Origin of the sequence: Azospirillum palustre (assembly GCF_002573965.1) — a bacterium.
GTDB classification, from domain to species: Bacteria; Pseudomonadota; Alphaproteobacteria; order Azospirillales; family Azospirillaceae; genus Azospirillum; species Azospirillum palustre.
This window is the reverse complement of record NZ_PDKW01000039.1, coordinates 411,273-431,502: the sequence shown is the minus strand read 5'-3', so window position 1 is coordinate 431,502 and position 20,230 is coordinate 411,273. Positions and strand designations below refer to the sequence as shown.

The following is a 20,230-nucleotide window of genomic DNA, read 5'->3' as shown; positions in this document are numbered from 1 at the left end:
GATCAGATCCGCCGCAGCGGGCGCCGGGCGCTCCACACCCCGGCCAGGAAGGGCAGCGCCAGCAGGACCTGCAGGGCTGCCCAACCCAGCGCTTCCCAGTTCGGCCGGGTCCAGTCGACCTCGTGCAGCGCCTCCATGAAGGGCAGCTGGCCGTAGATCAGCGATTCGAGCGGCACGAAGCCCTCGGCCACCACGGTCAGCAGCGCCGCCAGCAGAAGCCCGAAGCCCAGCACCGACTCGACCGGCAGGCGGCGGACGGCGCCGCACAGGCCGCGCGGCGCGCCGTCGGCGACTGGAATTGCCGGACGGAACAGGCTGGCGATGCCGAGAGCGCCGCGCGTCTCCGTCCCCACCGGCCGGCGGGCGGCGCGGATCAGGCCCAGCGCCGGCAGCGCCACCGCCGGGATCAGCAGATACGGGTTGGGGAAGTCGCGGTAACGGCCGTCATAGACGATCAGCAGCGACCAGACCAGCGCCGCGACGCCCAGCGCCACGGCGCTCCACCGCCCGACCCGCTCGGTGCGGGTCAGGGCCGGGCGGGCGTGGCGCAGGCCGACCAGCGGCTCGCTCGCCAGACCGCCGCTCGCCAGCGTGCGGTGGGCGGTCAGCAGCACCGCCAGCACCAGCGCCGCGGTCAGCGCCAGCATCGCCACGGCCAGCGTGGTGTCCTGCCAGTAATGCTTGCCATGCTCGGCGAGGAAGGCGGCGCGGACATAGAGGGTGGACAGCGCCTGCGCCAGCAGGATCAGCACCGCCCAGCCGGTGCCCGGCAGATGGCGGCGCAGCAGCGCCAGCCCGCCCAGCAGCACCAGCGCCAGCCCGCTCGACGCCGCGAACAGCCAGGGCCACGCGACATTGCCGACGGCCGGCCCGGCCAGCGAGAATTTCGGCGTGCGGTCGGCGTTGTAGAGGCCCCAATGGCCGCCGACCGTGCCCTCCAGCTTGGCCTTCCACTCCTGGTCGAAGGCTTCGATCACGTTGTAGTCGAAGCCCTCCTGCTCGGCCATGCGGACGAAGGCGTTGACGAACTTCGCCTTGTTGACCAGCCCCGGCACGGCGGCCCCGCGCGAGCGGCCCTGCGTCGGCCAGCCGGTCTCGCCGACCAGGATCGGCTTGCCGGGGAAGCGGTGGGCGATGGTGCGGTAGCTCTGGCGGATACGCTCGGTCGCCGCCTCGACGCCGGCCGGCACGTCCTCCCAGTAGGGCAGCAGATGGATGGTCAGGTAATCGACGTGATCGGCGATCTGCGGGTATTTCAGCCACCATTCCCAGACGTCGGCATAGGACACCGGCTGCTTCACCGCCGCCTTGACGCGGTCGATGTAGCCGGTGACCTGCTCCGGCGTCAGCTCGCGGCGCAGCAGCACCTCGTTGCCGACGATGACGCGGGTGATGACGTCGGGATAGCGGTTGGCGAGGTCGATCAGCGAGGCGATCTCCGCCTCGTTCTTGTCGGTCCGCGAGGACAGCCACGCCCCCATGGTGACCTGCATGCCGTGCTTGCGCGCCAGTTCCGGCACCACCTGCAAGCCTTCCAGCGAGGTGTAGGTGCGGATGCCGGCCACCTGCGGCGCGAGGGCGACGATGTCCTCCTCGATCTGGGCGGTGGAGGGCAGCACGCCGGTCAGCGGGCTCTGCCCGTCGCGGAAGGGCGCGAACGACACGCTGCGCAGCTTGCCGCCGGGCGGCGGGTCGAGCGGCACCGGCAGGTTCGGCAGGGACCAGACGGCGAGATTGGCGAGGCCGGCGACGAGCAGCGCGGCGAGGATGAGGATCAGGCGCATGGGCGGGATGTCTACACCAAAGGCTTGACGGTTTGAACGGCGACCGTCGCACCAACAGGCCGGACGGCGATTTTATTCACGGATGCGGACAGAAAATGGGCGCGCCCCCAAAGGAGGCGCGCCCAGTCGGTCAAGGATTGAGTGACGTGCCTTCGTCACGGATTGGTAAACCGGCGGACGGGGGCGTTTATTCCGTGGAAAATCGGATCCGCCCTCCCCTCCCCGCTCATCTCACCGTTCGACGAACGCCTTTTCGATGACGAAGCCGCCCGGCTCGCCGTTGGTGCCCATGACGAAACCGCGCTTTTCCATCATCGCGGTGGTCTCGGCCAGCATGGCCGGGCTGCCGCAGATCATCACCCGGTCCTTCTCGGCGTCCAGCTCCGGCAGGCCGAGGTCTTCGTAAATCTTGCCGGTTTCCATCAGCGTAGTCAGGCGGCCCTGGTTGCGGAAGGGCTCGCGCGTCACGGTCGGGTAATAGAGCAGCTTTTCCTTCACCTGCTCGCCGAAGAACTCGTTCTCCGGCAGGCTGTGGTGGATCAGGTCGTCATAGGCCAGTTCCGCCACGGTGCGGGTGCCGTGGGTCAGGATCACCCGGTCGAACTTCTCGTACATCTCCGGGTCCTTGATGATGCTGAGGAACGGCGCCAGGCCGGTGCCGGTGCTCAGCAGATACAGGTTCCGCCCGGGAAGCAGGTTGTCGGTGATCAGCGTGCCGGTCGCCTTGCGGTTCACCAGCAGCGTGTCGCCTTCCTTCAGGTGTTGCAGGCGCGAGGTCAGCGGGCCGTCCTGCACCTTGATGCTGAAGAACTCCAGCGTCTCCTCGTAATGCGCGCTGACGAGGCTGTAGGCACGCAGCAGGGGCCGGCCTTCGACCTCCAGCCCGATCATGGTGAACTGCCCCGGCAGGAAGCGGAAGGACGGATCGCGCGTGGTGGTGAAGCTGAACAGCGTGTCGGTCCAGTGGTGAACGGTCAGCACGCGCTCTTTGATCAAGTTGCTCATGGGGGCGTTCCAAAACCTGTCGAGGCCAAGCTCTGTTGGCAATGTTCAATACAGAAGTCCGGGACGCTGCGTTCAGGTGGCCGGCGCGATGACACGAGCGGAGCTGCCGCGACGCAACGGCCGAAACCTATCAACAAACCCGGTCGAAGGCCACGGATTTATACCAGTCAAATGACGGGCTTTCCGGCAAACAACACGAATTTTTCCGTACAACATTGATCCTGGTCAATTCGCGACTTATTCCGCGCTGGGCGGCGCGAACAGGTAGGGCGACAGGCCGCGCAGGTTTTCGTCGACGATAAGCCGATGATTCAGCGGCGGAAATGCCCGCTGAGAGCAGTCGAGACGCGGGCAGAGCCGGCAATTCACCCCGATCGGCGTCGCCGCATCGGTGTTGGACAGGTCGAACCCGTCCGCATAGGTGACCTGAGCCGCATGCTGGACGTCGCAGCCCAGCGCCACGGCGAATTGCTGCGGCGGGCTGCGGTGGCCGCCGCCGGCCTTCACCACCGTGCGGGCGATGGAGAAATAGGCGGTGCCGTCCGGCATCTCCGCCATCTGGCTGTGGATCTTGCCCGGCGTGCGGAAGGCCTCATAGACGATCCAGCGCGGGCAGCCGCCGCCGAAGCGGGCGAAATGGAAGCCGGCACCCGAAAAACGCTTCGACACATTGCCGGCGCTGTCCACCCGCATGAAGAAGAAGGGCACGCCCTTGGCCCCCGACCGGTGCAGCGTGGTCAGCCGGTGGCAGACCTGCTCGAACGACGCGTCGAAGCGCCGCCGCAGGATCTCGATGTCGTAGCGCAGCTGGGTCGCCGCCTCGTGGAAGCGGGCGTAAGGCATCAGCACCGCCGCGGCGAAATAGTTCGCCAGCCCGATCCGGGTCAGCCGCCGCGCCTCGTCGTCCGACAGGTTGGCGGCGTCGACGATGCCGTTCAGCAGGTCGCGGTGGCGCAGCAGCGCGATCTGGCAGGCAAGCTGGAAGGTGCGGCCCGACGGCGCCAGCATCTCCGACAGCAGGATGCGCCGGCTGTGGCGGTCGAAGCGGCGCACGGCATAGCCCATCACCTCCGACGGCAGCAGGCGGACGCGCACGCTGTGCTGGGTGTTCAGCCAATCGACCAGCCCGCGATAGAGGTCGCCGCGCTCCAGCTTGCCGTCCTGCCACAGGCTTTCCGCCGCCGCCTCCAGCTCCGGGAAATGGTTGGAGTGGGTCTGGAACAGGTCGCGCACCTCGTCCTGCGGGAAGCCGGTGGCCTGCACCAGATGCAGCTTCTCGCGGTCGGCGACCCGCTCCGCCAATGCCTGGAGATCGTCGCGCGCCCCGCGGAAGCCGCGGTAGAGCGCCACCACCGCCTGCCCCAGCGTCGGCGCCACCGCCGCCAGCTCGCGGAAATCCTGGTTCTTGATGTCGGAGCCGTCGAACAGCTGGTCGGAAAACACCTCGCGCAGGCCGGCCACCAGCCGGCTTTCCTCATCCTCGGCGAAGGCCTGGAGATCGACGCCGAACTGCTGGCCCAGCTTCAGCAGCAGCGGCACCGTGACCGGGCGCTGGTTGTGCTCGATCAGGTTCAGGTAGCTGGGGGAGATGCCGAGCTGGTCGGCCATCTGCGCCTGGGTCAGGCCCTGGTCGCGGCGCAGGCGGCGCACCTTCGGACCCAGCATCGCCTTCTTTTCCATGGTCGCCAAAACCAGCCCCCTCGACGGACCGCAAACTTTACAAGATTTACGGATTTACAGGATTGTGAATATGGCAGTTTACAAACGGACCTTTTTACAAACAAGGGCTTATTGCAACGCACTCGGGCGGGGTTTAAGTCTTGGTTCACGGCCGCGCTGTAAAGCGCAAGCGGCCCCGAAGACACCGGACGGCAGAGCAAGGGCGGGAGGAAACGCCACTGTCCGCAACCGGATGCCGGGACCGACAAAAGGCCCGCCCCGAGACCCCAGTTCCGCCCCGATCGACCGGGCGCACCGGACAAAAGGAACCTGACCCATGTCGCTCGATGAAAAGACCAAGACCGCCATCCACGCCGCCCGTTACGAGGGCATCCGCCGCGACTACACCATGGACGACGTCAAGCGTCTGAGCGGCTCGGTCAAGATCGAGTACACGCTGGCCGAGCTGGGTGCGCGCCGCCTGTGGGAGCTGCTGAACACCGAGCCCTACATCAACACCCTGGGCGCCCTGACCGGCAACCAGGCGATGCAGGCGGTCAAGGCCGGCCTGAAGGCCATCTACCTGTCGGGCTGGCAGGTCGCCGGTGACGCCAACACGGCCGGCCAGATGTACCCGGACCAGAGCCTGTATCCGGTGAACTCGGTCCCGGCGGTCGTCGAGCGCATCAACAACACCTTCAAGCGCGCCGACGAGATCCAGACCTCCGAGGGCAAGGGCGACACCTACTGGTTCGCGCCGATCATCGCCGACGCCGAGGCCGGTTTCGGCGGTCCGCTGAACGCCTTCGAGCTGATGAAGGCGATGATCAAGGCCGGCGCCGCCGGCGTGCACTGGGAAGACCAGCTGGCGTCTGAGAAGAAGTGCGGCCACCTCGGCGGCAAGGTTCTGATCCCGACGCAGCAGCACATCCGCACGCTGAACGCCGCCCGTCTGGCCGCCGACGTCTGCGGCACCTCGACCCTGGTGATCGCCCGCACCGACGCCGAGTCGGCGCAGCTCATCACCTCGGACATCGACGAGCGTGACCATCCCTTCATCGACTTCGACAGCGGCCGCACCACCGAGGGCTTCTTCCGCCTGAAGAAGGGCATGGGCGTCGATCACTGCATCGCCCGCGGCCTGTCCTACGCGCCGTACTCGGACCTGATGTGGTGGGAGACCTCCAAGCCGAACCTGGACGAAGCCCGCCGCTTCGCCGAGGCCGTGCACAAGCAGTTCCCCGGCAAGATGCTCGCCTACAACTGCTCGCCCTCCTTCAACTGGAAGGCCAACCTGGACGACGCCACCATCGCCAAGTACCAGCGCGAGCTGGGCGCCATGGGCTACAAGTTCCAGTTCGTCACGCTGGCCGGCTTCCACAGCCTGAACTACTCGGCCTTCACGCTCGCCAAGGGTTACGCCGAGCGCGGCATGGCCGCTTACTCCGAATTGCAGCAGGCCGAGTTCGCGGCCGAGAAGGACGGCTACACCGCCACCAAGCACCAGCGCGAAGTCGGCACCGGCTACTTCGACGCGGTCGCCACGGCGATCTCCGGCGGCACCTCCTCGACCACCGCGTACAAGGACTCCACCGAGGCTGACCAGTTCCATTGATCGCAGGTTCCGATCAACGGGAATGGTCCGTGATCCAGTGTGCGAGCTGGATCTTTTCGAACGGCTGATGCTTTGACTTGCCGACGGCCGGGGGCCTTCCCCCCGGCCGCTTTTTTTTGGCCTCGTCTCCGCCGCCGCACGGTTCATTCGGAATAATCCTTCGGGGAAGCCACGCCCCCATGGTATGGCAGCCCTGCACCGCATCAACCGGTGGTACGGGCCGGTTGGCCCGAAAGTCTTGAACTGGGCTGGTAAATGCAGCCAAATCCACCGGTACCGACGGAATCCGGCACGCCCCATCCTTGGGTGCGCCGCGGAATCCCTTGTTGACTTGGGGCCTCATCGGGACCAATTAAGTCCGCATGCTGAAAACAAACCGATCCGGGACGTAAAGGTCCCACACGCCGGCACCCGACCTCGGGGTCCCGGCGGGCGGAACTGGCCGCCGCGCATCCCCATGCGCGGCGATGACCGTTTCCCGACCGCCTACCCTGCTCCGGTGGGCCCCCCGGCGGGTTCTCTCCTGGCCGACATGCCATCGGAGATGCCCCGGCGTTCTATTGGTGAAACGATGAAAGGACAAGACAGTATGGATCAATCGCTCGCAGGAAAGTCCATCGCCATCCTCGTCTCCAACGGCTTCGAAGAAGCGGAGATGACCGAGCCGCAACGCGCCCTGATCAAGACCGGCGCCACGCTGCGTACCATCTCGACCGAGACGGGTCTGGTCAACGGCTGGCACGGTAAGTCCTGGGGCCATTACTTCCCGGTGGACAAGCATCTGAGCGAGGCGCTCGGCGCCGACTTCGACATGCTGCTGCTGCCGGGCGGTGAGCGCAGCGTGGCGAAGCTGCAGCAGTCGGCCCACACCCGCCGCATCGTCGGCCACTTCCTCGATGCCGGCAAGCCGATCGCCGCCATCGACCAGGGCATCCAGCTGCTGGCGATCCCCGGCAAGCTGCGCGGCCGTCTGCTGGCCGCCCCGGAAGCCTACCGCGCCGACCTGACCGCCGCCGGCGGCAAGATCAGCGACGAGGCTCTGGTCGTTGACGACATCACGGTCTCGGCGCTGGGCCAGGACCAGCTGAACGAGTTCGTCGAAGCCGTGGTGAAGATGTTCACCGAGCTGGGGTCCGTTCGCAAGGCCGCCTGATCTCCATCCTCAGACGGTCCCGAAATGGCCGCCGCACCATCCGGGTGCGGCGGCCGTTTCGTTTTCGGGCTTCCTTTGCGCCCCATTCGACTGGCAGCCTGTGACCATTGCCCGACACCCCGGATTTCCGACGAATTCACTCACCTTCCGCGTTGATAATTTTAAACATTCGGATTAGTAAGGTTGAGGGTCGAATAATACCTTCGGGTGGACAAGGTTCTTGCCGAGGGTTTGGCGGGGATGCGGGCAAAATGGCTAAAATTCGAGCATTCGGACAGTTAACCATCCGTGCCAAGATCATCGTCGCGGTGCTGGGCACTGTGGTGATGGCCGGCGCCTTCGGAATTTTCACGCTCAGCCGGCTTGAAATCCTAAACAATGCTGCCGAAACCATGCGCAGCCGTTCGTTGCCGGCGACCCAGCTGGCCGGTCAACTGACCTCCGCCGCGCAGAGCCACCGCATCGCCGAAGCCGCCTATGCGCTCGCCACCAACGAGATGCAGGTGAACCAGGCGGAAAAGGGCTGGACCGACGCGGTGACCGAGGTTGCGGCGCGCCGTCAGGCCGCAGGGTCCCGCTTCACCGGCGGCGACGGCGCCGCAAGGCTGGCCGCCTTCGACGAGGCCTGGACCGCCTATGCCGCCGCGGCCGACCGCGTGCGCGGCCAGGCCCGCGACGGCAACGCCCAGTCCGCCGCCAGCGTCTTCAAGCGTCCCAGCGCCGTCGCCTTCGCCCGCGTCCAGGAGGCGCTCGACACGCTGGTGGACAGCACGATGGCCGATGCCGGCGTCGTCGCCGACCAGGGGGCGGCGGTCTACAGCAGCGCCCACGGCATGGTTCTGGGCGGGGTGACGCTGTGCACCCTGCTGGCGCTGGGCTTCGGCGCCGTGCTGGTGCGCGGCATTTCCCGCCCGATCCTCGCTGTCGCCGGTTCGCTGGAGCGGCTGGCCGCCCGCGACTTCACCGCCACCTTCGAAGAAGGCCGCCGCGACGAGATCGGCCGCATGGCGACCGCCGCCCGCGTCTTCCGCGACACCATGCTCGACACCGAACGCCTCCAGCAGGAGCAGGAACGGCTGAAGACCGCCGCCGCCGAGGAGCGCCGGCGCGAGCTGCGCAATCTCGCCGACGGCTTCGAGGCGACGGTGAAGCGGCTGGTCGAGGCGCTGTCGGCCTCCACCGCCGAGATGGCCGCCGCCTCGTCCGCGATGGCCGAGGGCGCCGCCGAGACGGCGCGCCATTCCGACGCGGTGTCGTCGGCCGCCGGCCGCGCCTCGGCCAATGTCGACAGCGTCGCCGCCGCCACCGCCGAACTGTCGGCCAGCTTCGCCGGCATCGCCCGTCTGGTCGCCGATTCCGCCGGCATCGCCGCCGACGCCACCCGCGACGCCGAACGCAGCACCAGTGTGATGGGCAGCCTCGCCGAGGCGGCGGAGGAGATCGGCAAGGTCGTGGAGATGATTTCCGGCATCGCCGGCCAGACCAACCTGCTGGCCTTGAATGCGACCATCGAAGCTGCGCGGGCGGGGGAGGCCGGCAAGGGCTTCGCCGTGGTGGCGAGCGAGGTGAAGCAGCTCGCCGGCCAGACGGCCAAGGCGACCGCCGAGATCCAGGCGCGCATCGCTGAAATCCAGAGCGCGTCGGGCACCGCGGTCGACACCATCGGTGCCGTGACCCGCACCATCGCCCGCCTGAACGAGATCTCCAGCGAGGTCGCCGCGGCGGTCGAACAGCAGACCGCCGCGGTGGGCGAGATCGCCGCCAACATCCAGGACGCCGCCGACGGCACCCGCAGCGTCTCCGACAACATCGCCGCCGTCACCGCCGCCGCCGCGTCCGCCGAACGGGCCAGCGGCGTGATGGTGCGCTCGGTGGACACGGTGCAGGACGACGCCGGGCGGATGCGCCAGGAGGTCGACGGCTTCCTGGGAGCATTGCGGGCGTCTTAATTAACTCCGGGAATTTCCCTCTCCCCTCCGGGGAGAGGGTCAGGGTGAGGGGGCAGCACAGGCGTTAAGCCTGTGCCAGGGGATTGCCAAGGGGCAGCATGCCCCTTGGCGGCGCGCGGATCGCGCGCCGGCCCCCTCACCCTCCCCACCGCTCCGCGGCGGGTCCCCTCCCTCTCCCTGCTATAGGCGGACCACAGGTCCGCCTGTCGCGTCAGCGCAAACGAGGTTTGCGCGAAAGCGGGGGAGAGAGGGCATTCAAGCCTGCTTGGCGTCGATGATCCCCCGGCGCACGGCGCGGGTCTTGGTGAAATGGTCCTGCAACTGCTCCCCCTCGCCCCAGCGGATGGCGCGCTGCAAGGCCGTCAGGTCCTCGGTGAAGCGCTGGAGGATTTCCAGCACCGCCTCGCGGTTGTTCAGGAACACGTCGCGCCACATCACCGGGTCGCTGGCGGCGATGCGGGTGAAGTCGCGGAAACCGCCGGCCGAGAATTTGATGACCTCGGACTTGGTGTCCTCCTCCAGGTCCGACGCGGTGCCGACGATGGTGTAGGCGATCAGGTGCGGCAGGTGCGAGGTGATGGCCAGCACGCGATCATGGTGGCTGGCCTCCATGATCTCGACGGTGGAGCCGACGCGGCGCCACAGCTCCGTCACCTGCTCCAGCGCGTGGCGGTCGGCGCCGGGCGGCGGGGTCAGGATGCACCAGCGGCCCTGGAACAGCGTGGCGAATCCCGCCTCCGGCCCCGAATGCTCGGTGCCCGCCACCGGATGGCCGGGGATCAGGTGGACGCCGTCGGGCAGATGCGGCCCGACGTCGCGCAGGGTCGCCTGCTTGACCGAGCCGACGTCGGTGACGATGGTCCCGCGTTGCAGGAGCGGCCCGATGGCCTCGGCCACCGCGGCATAGCTGCCGACCGGGGTCGACAGCACCACCAGATCGGCGCCGGCCAGTGCCGCCGCCGGATCGGTGGAGGCCTCCGCCACGATGCCCAGCTCCAGCGCCTTGGCGCAGGCATCGGCGTTGCGGTCGGTGCAGACCACCTGCCGCGCGATCCCATACTCCGCCAGCGCCCGCGCCAGGGACGAGCCGATCAGACCGATGCCGACGATGGCGACGCGGTCGAACAGGGGTGCGGTATTGGTGGCGGTGGTGGACATGACGCTGGGTGTCCCGAAAGCGGAGTGAACGGGCGAAAAACCGTCCCGTTTAAACCACCTCGCACCCGCTGGACCAAGCGAATCTTTCGCCGCCGCTGCGTCAGCCGTCCTTCGCCGTCATCTCCGCCCTGAGCGCTTCGGCCAGCCGCTGGAAGGTTTCCTTCCGTCCCGAGGTTTTCCTCCAGGCCAGCGCGATCCGCCGCCCCGGACGGTCGCCGGCCAGCGGGCGCACCGCCAGATCCAGCCCGCGCAGGATGCCGGAATCGACCGCCATCTGCGGCAGCAGGGTCACCCCCAGCCCGTTCGCCACCATCTGCACCAGCGTGTGCAGGCTGGTGCCCTGGAAGGCGGTGTTGTGCGGCGTGGCGTCCAGCGCGCAGGCCGCCATGGCATGGTCGCGCAGGCAATGCCCGTCCTCCAGCAGCAGCAGATCCTCCGACGGGACCGCCACCGGCTGCACCGGATCGCCGACGCCCAGCCGGTGGCCGGTGGGGCAGACGAAGGAGAAGCGGTCCTCGGCGATGTCCTCCGTCTCCAGGTCGCCCATCGGATAGGGCAAGGCCAGCAGCGCCGCGTCCAGCTTGCCGGCGTTCAGCTGTTCCAGCAGCCGCGCCGTCTGGTCCTCGCGCAGATAGAGCCGCAGCCGCGGGAAGCTCTCGCGCAGGGCCGGCATCACGCGGGGGATCAGGAAGGGGCCGATGGTCGGGATCACCCCCAGATGGAGCGCGCCCGACATCGGGTCGGCGGCGGAGCGGGTGATGTCCACCAGCTCCTCCGCCCCCTTCAGAAGCTGGCGCGCCCGCTCGGCGATCTCGCGGCCGAGCGGCGTCGGCAGCACGGAGCGGCGCGTGCGCTCCACCAGCGTGGCGCCCAGCAGATCCTCCAGCTCCTGCAAGCCGGCGCTCAGCGTCGACTGGCTGACGAGGCAGGCCTCCGCCGCCTGCCCGAAATGGCAGCGGTCGACGACGGCGACGAGGTAGCGGAGCTGGCGCAGGGTGGGGAGCGGTTTCATGCCCGGTTATGTAATCGGATTTATCGATCAATTCAATTGGTATTTTCTACTTCTCTTGATCACAGATTTCCCGTATTCCTCCATTCGTCAACGGGACAACGGAACGACGCCTCACCCCGACCACCCGATACAGCCCCCTTGTTCGACCCGGTGCGCCGCACTAAGTCGGGCATGTCACGGCCACCGGCCGGGGCCAGCGGCCAGGGATTGGGGCGACAACCAATCATCGCATCTATCGGAGAACACAAATGTCCTTGATCAACAGCGAGATTAAGCCCTTCAAGGCGACCGCGTACAAGAACGGCAAGTTCATCGACGTTACCGACGCCGACCTGAAGGGCAAGTGGTCGGTCGTGTTCTTCTACCCGGCCGACTTCACCTTCGTCTGCCCGACGGAGCTGGAAGATCTGGCCGACAACTACGCCGAATTCCAGAAGCTGGGCGTCGAGGTCTACAGCGTCTCGACCGACACCCACTTCTGCCACAAGGCCTGGCACGACACCTCGCCGGCCATCGGCAAGATCGGCTACACCATGATCGGCGACCCGACGCTGGCGATCAGCCGCAACTTCGAGGTCCTGATCGAGGAAGTCGGCCTGGCCGACCGCGGCACCTTCGTCGTCGACCCGGACGGCAAGATCCAGATCGTCGAGATCACCGCCGGCGGCGTCGGCCGCGACGCCAAGGAACTGCTGCGCAAGATCAAGGCCGTGCAGTATGTCGCCGCCCACCCGGGCGAGGTCTGCCCGGCCAAGTGGCAGGAAGGCGAGAAGACCCTCGCCCCGTCGCTCGACCTCGTCGGCAAGATCTAAGGTTTCCCAAGGGAAATCCAAGGATCGGGGGCCGGCTCCGGCCGGTCCCCACCCCCGCCGCCGACAGACTTGGATGGCGGGTTTTAAAAGCGAGTACCCTTGATCCGCCCCCATGAAACAAGGGGCCGGCCGCAAGGCAGGTTTTTACGGGCCGGCTTTCAAAAGCCTCCCGGTTCGGGTTCCGTCATCGGTTTCCCCATCCCCGCGAAGGCGGGCATCCAGGCGCGTTTTGTCGCAGTCCTTTCAAAATCTGGATCCCCGCCTGCGCGGGGAGGACGATGACGTTCCGAACTCTCCGCTGTTTCAAAACCAGACCGCCCGCCCGACCGGCTCTTCCTGCTCGGGCCACAATTTTCTCCGCCCGGACCGCCGCGACCATGCGCAGGCGCTCCGCCCCGGACATGAGACGTTGGGAACGAAAGCCATGCTGGACGCCAATCTGAAGACGCAGTTGAAGGCCTATCTGGAGCGCATCACCCACCCGATCACGCTGGTGGCATCGCTGGACGACGGTGCGAAGTCGCAGGAGATGCTGGGCCTGCTGGAGGACATCGCCTCGCTGTCCGGCAAGATCACGCTGGACCGCAACGGCGCCGACGCCCGCCGGCCCTCCTTCGCCATCAAGCGCGACGGCACCGACATCGGCGTCACCTTCGCCGGCCTGCCGATGGGGCACGAGTTCAACTCGCTGGTGCTGGCCCTGCTCCAGGTCGGCGGCCATCCGTCGAAGGAGTCGGAGGAGCTGCTGGAGCAGATCCGCAGCCTCGACGGCGATTTCCGCTTCGAGACCTATTTCTCGCTGACCTGCCAGAACTGCCCGGACGTGGTCCAGGCCCTGAACCTGATGAGCGCGCTGAACCCGCGGATCAAGCATGTCGCCATCGACGGCGCGCTGTTCCAGCAGGAGGTCGAGCAGCGTCAGGTGATGGCCGTCCCCACCGTCTTCCTGAACGGCGAGCCCTTCGCCCAGGGCCGGATGGACGTGGCGCAGATCGTCGCCAAGCTGGACACCGGCGCCGTCGCCCGCGCCGCCGAGAAGATCAAGACCAAGGCGCCCTTCGAGGTGCTGGTGATCGGCGGCGGCCCCGCCGGTGCCGCGGCCGCCATCTACGCCGCCCGCAAGGGCATCCGCACCGGCGTGGCGGCCGAGCGGTTCGGCGGCCAGGTGCTCGACACCATGGCGATCGAGAACTTCATCTCGGTCTCCCACACCGAGGGGCCGAAGCTGGCCGCGGCGCTGGAACAGCACGTCAAGGACTATGAGGTCGACGTGATGAACCTGCAGACCGCCACCGCCCTGGTCCCGGCCAGCCAGGAGGGCGGCCTGATCGAGGTGAAGCTGGCGAGCGGCGCCTCGCTGAAGTCCCGCACCGTGGTGCTGTCGACCGGCGCCCGCTGGCGCTCGATGAATGTCCCGGGCGAGGCGGAATACCGCAACAAGGGCGTCGCCTACTGCCCGCACTGCGACGGTCCGCTGTTCAAGGGCAAGCGCGTGGCGGTGATCGGCGGCGGCAACTCCGGTGTGGAGGCGGCCATCGACCTCGCCGGCATCGTCTCGCACGTCACGCTGATCGAGTTCGACAGCCAGCTGCGTGCCGACGCGGTGTTGCAGCGCAAGCTGCACAGCCTGCCCAACGTCACCGTCCTGCTGTCGGCCCAGACCACCGAGGTGCATGGCGACGGCAACAAGGTGGTCGGCCTGTCCTACAAGGAGCGCAACAGCGGCGAGCTGAAGCGGGTCGATCTGGAAGGCATCTTCGTGCAGATCGGTCTGGTGCCGAACACCGAGTGGCTGAAGGGCACGCTGGCGCTCACCCCGCGCGGCGAGATCGAGGTGGACAACCGCGGCCAGACCTCGCTGCCCGGTGTGTTCGCCGCCGGCGACGCGACGACGGTGCCGTTCAAGCAGATCGTCATCGCCATGGGCGAGGGTGCCAAGGCCGGGCTGGCCGCCTTCGACCACCTGATCCGCACCGTCCCGGCCGAGGAACCCGCCCGCGAGTCCATCGCGGCGGAGTGACCGGTTCGAGATGACAAAAGCCGGCGATCCCGCAAGGGGCCGCCGGCTTTTTTGCTGTTCGATTGGGTGAAGAGCCTACTTCTTCACCGCCGCCTTTTCCTTGTCCACCGCATCCAGGATCCGCTGCAAGGCCTCGGTGCTCAAGCCTGAGTCCATGGTCAGGCTGTCCCCGAACTTGCGCAGCGCGCCGATAACGCGGCGGCGCGCGACGAACTCGTCGTCGCCCTGCTCGAACGGCTCGACCACCGGACCCTTGTAGTAGCCGCCGCGGAAGCTCCACTGGCGGCGGCCGTCGGCGCGCCATTCGCTGCCGTCGGACAGCACCATGCAACGCCCGCCTTCGGTGTAGCGCTCCACCGTGGCGATGGATTGCGGAATGGACTGGCCGCTGCGGATGGTCACGCGGTCGCCGACGCGGAAGCTGGCGGCAGTGAACATGCTGTCTCCCAAATCACACCTGCTGAATGGCGTTGGCCCTCTCACCCGGGCAGGAACGCCGCAAAAATCCCGAAGACGCTGTTTTCCACCAGTTGCGCCCCCGAATCCAGCACCATGTCTGGCCAAGCGGCCGAACGCAGCGATGGGTTCAAGGCGAAACACCCGGCCTCGCGCCGATTTCGCGGGCGAGGCCGATGAACGCCCTGAGGGCGGCCGACGGGTTGCGCCGTCCGGGATAATAGAGGCAAAGCCCGGCACGGACCGGGGTCCAGTCGTCGAGCACGCGGACGAGACGGCCCGCCTCGATGTCGGCGCGCACGTTCTGCTCCATGAAAAAGCCGAGCCCGATCCCTTCCAGGACGGCGGTCCGTGCGAGACCGGCCTCGTCCAGGGTGATCGGTCCGCGCACGTCGATCTGCGTCGCCTGCCCGTCCTTCTCGAACTGCCAGCGATACAGCGCGCCGTTCGGCAGGCGGACACGGATGCAGGGGTGGTTGAGCAGGTCGGGCGGGACGCGGGGCTTCTCATGGCCCTCGAAATAGGCCGGCGAGCCGACGACGGCATATCGCTGCGGGCGGCCCAGGGAAACCGCAATCATGTCGCTCGGCACGAGGTCGGCCACCCGGACACCGAGATCGAATCCTTCGGCGACGATGTCCACCAGCCGCCCTTCGGTGACGAGATCGACATGCACCTGCGGGTTCCTGCGGAGAAACTCGAGAACGAGCGGCGAGAGGATTTCGCGGGCCGCCATGGCGAACGCGTTGATGCGAAGCGTGCCCGACGGCGTCGTCTGCTGCGACCGCACGGCTTCCAGGGCGCCATGGACATCCTGCAACGCCGGACCGACCTGCTCGACGAACAGCCGTCCGGCATCGGTGAGCGAGACGCTCCGCGTCGTCCGATTGAACAGACGGACACCGAGGCCCGCCTCGAACTGCCTGACGGCGTTGCTGAGCGCGGTCGTGGACATGCCCAGATCGAGTGCCGCAGCGCGAAACGAACCCCTGCGGGCAATGGCGATGACAGCATCGAGATCGTTCAGTTCAGCCCGCTTCATTGTCCCGCAAATCGAAATTCCGTATCCCATTTTATCCCGGTTATCGAAACGGGTGTCCACAGTCATCTTGGAAAGGACAGAGACATCCCGATCAGGAGACAACACGATGACACTCCCCGCACCGATTCTGGCCTACATCGATGCCGACCGGAGGTCCGACGGCGCGGCTCTGGTCGCCGCCTTCGCGCCCGACGCCGTCGTCAGGGACGAAGGCGGGTCCTACCCCGGCCACGACGCCATCGATGCGTGGTGGCGCGCCGCGAAGGCCAAGTACCAGCACGTGATCGAACCGCTCGAACTGTCCGAGACGGACGGGGTCGCCAAGGTCCGTGCAAAGGTGTCCGGGCAGTTCCCCGGCAGTCCCGCCACGCTGGTCTTCGCGTTCCGGATCGAAAGCGGGCGGATCGCCGGACTGGAGATCGCCCCATGACCGGGTTCGTCAGCCTCGAAGGCAAGAGGGCGCTCATCACCTCCGGCACGCGGGGAGCCGGTGCGGCCACCGTCGCCCTGTTCCGCGAGCTCGGCGCCCGCGTGCTGACCAGCGCCCGGTCCCGGCCGGACACGCTCGGCGAGGAGATGTTCGTCGGCGCCGACCTCACAACCGCGGAGGGCTGCGCCACGCTCGCCGCCGCGGTGCGCGGGCGGCTGGGCGGGGTCGACGTCATCGTCCACATGCTGGGCGGCTCGTCATCTCCGGCGGGCGGCTATGCGGCGTTGGGCGACGCGGACTGGACCAGGGAACTCGACCTCAACCTGATGCCCGCCGTCAGGATCGACCGCGAACTCGTGCCGGCGATGGTGGCACAGGGCCACGGCGTGGTCATCCATGTGACCTCCATACAGCGCCAGCTGCCGCTGCCGGGGGCGACGACGGCCTATGCCGCCGCGAAGGCCGCGCTGTCGACCTACAGCAAGAGCCTTTCCAAGGAGGTCTCGCCCAAGGGCGTGCGCGTGGTGCGCGTGTCCCCCGGCTGGATCGAGACCGAGGCGGCGGTACGGCTGGCCGAGCGGCTCGCAAAAGAGGCCGGCACCGATTACGAAGGCGGCAAGCGGATCATCATGGACTCGCTCGGCGGCATTCCGATCGGCGGACCATCCAAGCCGGAAGACGTCGCGAACCTGATCGCCTTCCTCGCGTCCGACCGTGCCAGGACGATCACCGGCACGGAATACGTCATCGACGGCGGCACGGTTCCCACCGCGTGAGCCCCATGTGCTCAAGCCGTGTGCGCTCTACAGGCTGAACCCCGCCACCACCGGCGCATGGTAGCTGACCGGCGACGGCTCGTCGGCGTGTTCGACCTCGTCGGTGAGATCCTCGTTGTGGATCGCCACGTCGCGCAGCCGCTCGGTCAGCCGCGGCGAGGCCAGCAGATGGTCGAGCAGCACCGGCGTGCCGCCATGCAGCACGGTGTAGCGCCGCTCCTCCGGGATCGCCTGCTCCAGCGGCTCCAGCATGCGGTTGGCCAGCTCCGGGTTGCCGGTGAAGTCGGGGGCGGCGCGGATGATGCGGACGGCGGTCTGCTCCAGGTCGGCGTTGCAGTCGCCGGCCACCAGGATCAGCGCGTCGGGGTCGGCGTCGAACAGCCGGTCCACCGCCATCCGTGTCTCCAGCGCCTGCCCCGCCCGCTTGATCGAGGCGAGATAGTAGCCCTCCGCCCAGCCGGCCGCCGTCTTCCAGATCTGGGCGCCGGCCTTCTGCCCCGGCACCGGCGCGGCGATTGGTGCCCGCAGATGCAGGTCGAACACATGCAGGAGGCGGCCGTCCGGCATCTCGATTTCGGCATGGAGGACCGGCCGGTCCCAGCCGACCTCCGTCTCCCCCTCCGCCGCCGGATCGGCGGTGGCGAGCCGCACGCGGGCCGGCGGCACCAGATGATGGCGCAGCAGCCTTGCCGCCCGGATCGGCCAGCGGCTGACGATCACCGGGTTGTGGCGGTCGGCCGGCGATGCGGCGTCGCCCGCGGTGACGTGGTAGCCGGCATAGCGCGTGCCCTCCAGCAGCCGGGTCAGCGCGCGCAGGATGCGCGGCTCACTCTTCACCGGATGCTGGGCGTCGACCTCCTGAAGGCAGAGGATATCGGCCTCCAGCCGTTCCAGCTGCGGGCGCAGCGTGGCGATCCGCGCCTCGAAGGGCGGCTCGTCGGCATCGTCGTCCAGGTTTTCCAGGTTGAAGGTGGCGATCCGGAACAGCGTGTCGGCCATGAAAGGCTCCGCGGAAGAACGGCGGGGTTGGGAGCGCGCGGCGAACGGGCGCGCCCCCGGTCGAGCCTATCAGAACAGCTCGACGTCGCCTTCGATCCGCGTCCGGCCGAGATGCTCCATGTAGGACGACTCGTTGCGGGCGATGTCGTGCAGGGTCTCGTCACCGATCAGCCGGCGCTGGCTGCGTCCCGTGGTGGGGAAGAAGCGCACGGCGCGCGGGCTGACGCCGCCGACGTCCCAGCTGACGGTGGGGATTCCCTCCGTCGCCAGATACTCCATGACGAAATCGACGTTGCGCTGGCCGATGTTGGCGCTGCGCAGCGTGTTCAGGTTGACGTTTGCGCCGCCGAACAGCTTGGCGCGCAGCCGGTCGCGCCGGCCGGTGACGGCCAGCAGCCGGTTGATCAGATGCTCCATCGCCGTGGCGCCATAGCGCGACGACAGCGACAGCGTGTCGGTTCCGGCGTCGGGCAGCAGGAAATGGTTCATGCCCCCGATCTCCGCCACCGGATCGTACAGGCAGGCGGCGACGCAGGAGCCCAGCGTGGTGGTGATGACGACGTTCGGATCGTCGGTGACGACGCAGCCGCCGACGACGATGTTGACCACCTCCGCCCCCAGCCGGCGGTCGTGATAGCGGTTGGCGGCCACATCCTGACGTTCCAGCCGGCGGCGCAGGATTTTGCGCGCGGGTGAAGTGGCGGAACGGTCTGTCATCATCGGGTCGCGGGCTCTCGCTGCTGGTTGCCGACGCATATGGTCCGGATAGGCACGCGATCAATCGACGCAGGCGTAACTTTTCTGAAATCGACCTGTCATCGAATCGACTTTGAACTGCATTTTACCGGACGGGCCATCCTCCGCCCTATGACCTATGTCAGTCAATAGGTCGCAACCCAGCGCCCCAGCGTCTCGTCCTGCACCCTGCGGGCGGCGGCGGCCCAGCCGCGCGCCTCCGCCGGAACGGCGGTCACCCGGCGGTCGAGTGCGGCGTCCAGCGCCGCCCGGCGTGCCGGGTCGGCGATGAACAGGACGAAGCCCAGCTGCCGGCCGCTGCCCGCCGTCAGCAGCCCCGCCAGCCCCTTCACATAGGCCAGCGTGCCGGTCTTGGCATGGACGCCCGACGGCAGCGCCTTGCCGTCCTCCTCCCCCGGCAGAAGCTCCCACAAGGCGGGTCCGCCGGCCCGCAGCAGCGCCGCCATCTGCCGCGGCGTGGCGCGCGACCCGGTGCCGAGCCCCGAATGGTTGGCGAGCCGCAGCCCGCGCCAGCCGGCACCCTGCCCCGCCGCTTGCCCGCCCTTTTCCATCGGCTGCCGCGTCAGCCAGCCCTGCAACAGCGCCGCAGACCGATCCAGCGTCGCGGCCGACGGGTCCAGCCGCTTCGAGGCCGCCAGCCCGATCACCTCCGCCGACAAATTGTTGGAATGGCGCAGCAGCCCGCGCGCCAGTTCGTTCAGCGGCAGGCTGTCCAGCGCCGCCAGTATTGCGGCCCCGGCCGGCGCCCGCCCAACCTCGGGCAGCGGCAGGGCGATGCCGGCATCGCCGGCCAGCCGGCGGAACAGGCTGGCGGCGGCCAGCCCCGGCCGCGCCACCGGCACCCAGGCGCCCGCCGCCTCTCCGGCGGCGGGCGGCGCCATCAGCCAGCGGTCGGCGCCGTCCGGCAGCAGCGGAAAGCCCCTGCTCCCGGCCAGCGGCCGCACGGCGACGCTGTCCAGCGGCAGGCGCCCGGCATCGGCGACCGTCAGCACCTCCGGCCCGGCGCCGCCGCGCCGCCAGTTCAGCAGGGCGCGGTTGTAGTTCAGCGACAGCGCCCCGACCCCGGTGTTGTAGGGGGCTGCCCAGGGCTGCCCGGCGTCGATCTCCGCCAGATCGGGCAGCAGCGCGGTGTCGTACAGGAACCGCCCCTCCACCCGGCGCAGCCCGGCGGCGGCCAGTCCGCCCAGCAGCTGCACCAGCCCTTCCGTCGCCAGCGCCGGGTCGCCGCCGCCTTGCAGGATCAGATCGCCACGCAGCACCCCGCCCGTCAGCGGCCCCGTCGCCAGCAGCCGCGTGGTGAAGCGATGGTCCGGTCCCAGCAGGGCCAGCGCCGCCGCCACCGTCGGCAGCTTCGCCACCGATGCCGGGATGAAGGGGGTGTCCGCCGCCCGCGACTCCAGCACGGTTCCGCTGTCCGGCTCGAACAGGATATAACCGACCGCGGCACTTTCTAAACCACCGGTGGTGGAAGCCAGAGCGGGAAGCGGATCGAGCGCCGCCGTCAGACCCAGCGATCCCAAGAGGCCGAGGAAAGGCCTGCGGCCGAGAGCGGGCCGGTTATCGGGTAGGCTACCGGAGCGACGGATTGCGGTCACGGTTCGGGT

Annotated in this window: 17 protein-coding genes; 7 read left to right on the top strand and 10 right to left on the bottom strand. The window is 68.2% G+C overall.

The genetic code is table 11. The annotated features are described in order from the left end of the window. Positions 1-2: 2 nt before the first annotated feature. From CRT60_RS08080 to CRT60_RS08070, 3 genes are all read right to left on the bottom strand, one after another. Positions 3-1,784, bottom strand: a complete 1,782-nt coding sequence (locus tag CRT60_RS08080) for a glycoside hydrolase family 17 protein (protein WP_098735900.1) — start codon at positions 1,782-1,784, stop codon at positions 3-5. 231 nt (positions 1,785-2,015) lie between these two features. Beyond that, positions 2,016-2,789, bottom strand: a complete 774-nt coding sequence (locus CRT60_RS08075) for a ferredoxin--NADP reductase (RefSeq protein WP_098735899.1) — start codon at positions 2,787-2,789, stop codon at positions 2,016-2,018. Positions 2,790-3,026: 237 nt separating this feature from the next. Beyond that, positions 3,027-4,469, bottom strand: coding sequence for a helix-turn-helix domain-containing protein (locus CRT60_RS08070; protein WP_098736258.1), 1,443 nt, complete (start codon positions 4,467-4,469; stop codon positions 3,027-3,029). A 316-nt stretch (positions 4,470-4,785) separates the two neighbouring features. Here CRT60_RS08070 and aceA point away from each other — a divergent pair, with 316 nt between their 5' ends. From aceA to CRT60_RS08055, 3 genes are all read left to right on the top strand, one after another. Beyond that, on the top strand, positions 4,786-6,063 hold the full coding sequence (aceA, locus tag CRT60_RS08065; RefSeq protein WP_042697577.1) for an isocitrate lyase: 1,278 nt from the start codon (positions 4,786-4,788) through the stop codon (positions 6,061-6,063). Between the two features lie 589 nt (positions 6,064-6,652). Next, complete coding sequence (locus tag CRT60_RS08060) at positions 6,653-7,216, top strand: DJ-1/PfpI family protein (RefSeq protein ID WP_098735898.1); 564 nt, start codon at positions 6,653-6,655, stop codon at positions 7,214-7,216. 251 nt (positions 7,217-7,467) lie between these two features. Beyond that, the gene (locus CRT60_RS08055; RefSeq protein ID WP_098735897.1) at positions 7,468-9,165 is read left to right on the top strand and encodes a methyl-accepting chemotaxis protein; all 1,698 of its coding nucleotides are present in this window, start codon (positions 7,468-7,470) and stop codon (positions 9,163-9,165) included. 255 nt (positions 9,166-9,420) lie between these two features. Here CRT60_RS08055 and CRT60_RS08050 read toward each other — a convergent pair whose 3' ends face one another. Continuing rightward, a complete protein-coding gene (locus CRT60_RS08050; protein ID WP_098735896.1) occupies positions 9,421-10,323 on the bottom strand; it encodes a prephenate/arogenate dehydrogenase family protein in 903 nt (300 codons plus the stop codon). A 100-nt stretch (positions 10,324-10,423) separates the two neighbouring features. Continuing rightward, positions 10,424-11,335 carry a hydrogen peroxide-inducible genes activator gene (locus CRT60_RS08045; RefSeq protein ID WP_098735895.1) on the bottom strand — a complete coding sequence of 304 codons (912 nt, stop codon included), beginning with the start codon at positions 11,333-11,335 and terminating at the stop codon, positions 10,424-10,426. Positions 11,336-11,583: 248 nt separating this feature from the next. On the opposite strand from CRT60_RS08045, the gene ahpC reads away from it, so the two are divergent. Together ahpC and ahpF are read left to right on the top strand one after the other, a co-directional pair. Next, positions 11,584-12,147, top strand: coding sequence for an alkyl hydroperoxide reductase subunit C (gene ahpC, locus CRT60_RS08040; protein WP_042697589.1), 564 nt, complete (start codon positions 11,584-11,586; stop codon positions 12,145-12,147). Positions 12,148-12,571: 424 nt separating this feature from the next. Beyond that, entirely contained in the window at positions 12,572-14,167 is a 1,596-nt protein-coding gene (ahpF, locus tag CRT60_RS08035; protein ID WP_098735894.1) for an alkyl hydroperoxide reductase subunit F, read from the top strand. A gap of 75 nt (positions 14,168-14,242) precedes the next feature. On the opposite strand, the gene CRT60_RS08030 is transcribed toward ahpF, so the two are convergent. Both CRT60_RS08030 and CRT60_RS08025 read right to left on the bottom strand, forming a co-directional pair. Beyond that, positions 14,243-14,605 carry a hypothetical protein gene (locus CRT60_RS08030; protein ID WP_098735893.1) on the bottom strand — a complete coding sequence of 121 codons (363 nt, stop codon included), beginning with the start codon at positions 14,603-14,605 and terminating at the stop codon, positions 14,243-14,245. 148 nt (positions 14,606-14,753) lie between these two features. Continuing rightward, on the bottom strand, positions 14,754-15,770 hold the full coding sequence (locus CRT60_RS08025; RefSeq protein ID WP_244592356.1) for a LysR family transcriptional regulator: 1,017 nt from the start codon (positions 15,768-15,770) through the stop codon (positions 14,754-14,756). 1 nt (position 15,771) lies between these two features. Here CRT60_RS08025 and CRT60_RS08020 point away from each other — a divergent pair, with 1 nt between their 5' ends. Together CRT60_RS08020 and CRT60_RS08015 are read left to right on the top strand one after the other, a co-directional pair. Further along, positions 15,772-16,095 carry a nuclear transport factor 2 family protein gene (locus CRT60_RS08020; RefSeq protein WP_098735891.1) on the top strand — a complete coding sequence of 108 codons (324 nt, stop codon included), beginning with the start codon at positions 15,772-15,774 and terminating at the stop codon, positions 16,093-16,095. After that, positions 16,092-16,871 carry an SDR family oxidoreductase gene (locus CRT60_RS08015; RefSeq protein ID WP_098735890.1) on the top strand — a complete coding sequence of 260 codons (780 nt, stop codon included), beginning with the start codon at positions 16,092-16,094 and terminating at the stop codon, positions 16,869-16,871. Before CRT60_RS08020 ends, CRT60_RS08015 begins: the two co-directional genes overlap by 4 nt. Before the next feature lie 27 nt (positions 16,872-16,898). On the opposite strand, the gene CRT60_RS08010 is transcribed toward CRT60_RS08015, so the two are convergent. From CRT60_RS08010 to CRT60_RS08000, 3 genes are all read right to left on the bottom strand, one after another. Then, positions 16,899-17,870 carry an endonuclease/exonuclease/phosphatase family protein gene (locus tag CRT60_RS08010; protein ID WP_098735889.1) on the bottom strand — a complete coding sequence of 324 codons (972 nt, stop codon included), beginning with the start codon at positions 17,868-17,870 and terminating at the stop codon, positions 16,899-16,901. A 69-nt stretch (positions 17,871-17,939) separates the two neighbouring features. Continuing rightward, positions 17,940-18,590, bottom strand: coding sequence for a chemotaxis protein (locus tag CRT60_RS08005; protein ID WP_098735888.1), 651 nt, complete (start codon positions 18,588-18,590; stop codon positions 17,940-17,942). A gap of 161 nt (positions 18,591-18,751) precedes the next feature. Then, positions 18,752-20,221, bottom strand: coding sequence for a D-alanyl-D-alanine carboxypeptidase/D-alanyl-D-alanine-endopeptidase (locus CRT60_RS08000; protein ID WP_244592355.1), 1,470 nt, complete (start codon positions 20,219-20,221; stop codon positions 18,752-18,754). Between the last annotated feature and the right edge of the window lie 9 nt (positions 20,222-20,230).

Bases quoted from the DNA above. Each gene is read 5' to 3' on its own strand.
- CRT60_RS08080 (WP_098735900.1), bottom strand. From the start codon at position 1,784: ATGCGCCTGATCCTCATCCTCGCCGCGCTGCTCGTCGCCGGCCTCGCC.
- CRT60_RS08075 (WP_098735899.1), bottom strand. From the start codon at position 2,789: ATGAGCAACTTGATCAAAGAGCGCGTGCTGACCGTTCACCACTGGACC.
- CRT60_RS08070 (WP_098736258.1), bottom strand. From the start codon at position 4,469: ATGGAAAAGAAGGCGATGCTGGGTCCGAAGGTGCGCCGCCTGCGCCGC.
- aceA (WP_042697577.1), top strand. From the start codon at position 4,786: ATGTCGCTCGATGAAAAGACCAAGACCGCCATCCACGCCGCCCGTTAC.
- CRT60_RS08060 (WP_098735898.1), top strand. From the start codon at position 6,653: ATGGATCAATCGCTCGCAGGAAAGTCCATCGCCATCCTCGTCTCCAAC.
- CRT60_RS08055 (WP_098735897.1), top strand. From the start codon at position 7,468: ATGGCTAAAATTCGAGCATTCGGACAGTTAACCATCCGTGCCAAGATC.
- CRT60_RS08050 (WP_098735896.1), bottom strand. From the start codon at position 10,323: ATGTCCACCACCGCCACCAATACCGCACCCCTGTTCGACCGCGTCGCC.
- CRT60_RS08045 (WP_098735895.1), bottom strand. From the start codon at position 11,335: ATGAAACCGCTCCCCACCCTGCGCCAGCTCCGCTACCTCGTCGCCGTC.
- ahpC (WP_042697589.1), top strand. From the start codon at position 11,584: ATGTCCTTGATCAACAGCGAGATTAAGCCCTTCAAGGCGACCGCGTAC.
- ahpF (WP_098735894.1), top strand. From the start codon at position 12,572: ATGCTGGACGCCAATCTGAAGACGCAGTTGAAGGCCTATCTGGAGCGC.
- CRT60_RS08030 (WP_098735893.1), bottom strand. From the start codon at position 14,605: ATGTTCACTGCCGCCAGCTTCCGCGTCGGCGACCGCGTGACCATCCGC.
- CRT60_RS08020 (WP_098735891.1), top strand. From the start codon at position 15,772: ATGACACTCCCCGCACCGATTCTGGCCTACATCGATGCCGACCGGAGG.
- CRT60_RS08015 (WP_098735890.1), top strand. From the start codon at position 16,092: ATGACCGGGTTCGTCAGCCTCGAAGGCAAGAGGGCGCTCATCACCTCC.
- CRT60_RS08010 (WP_098735889.1), bottom strand. From the start codon at position 17,870: ATGGCCGACACGCTGTTCCGGATCGCCACCTTCAACCTGGAAAACCTG.
- CRT60_RS08005 (WP_098735888.1), bottom strand. From the start codon at position 18,590: ATGATGACAGACCGTTCCGCCACTTCACCCGCGCGCAAAATCCTGCGC.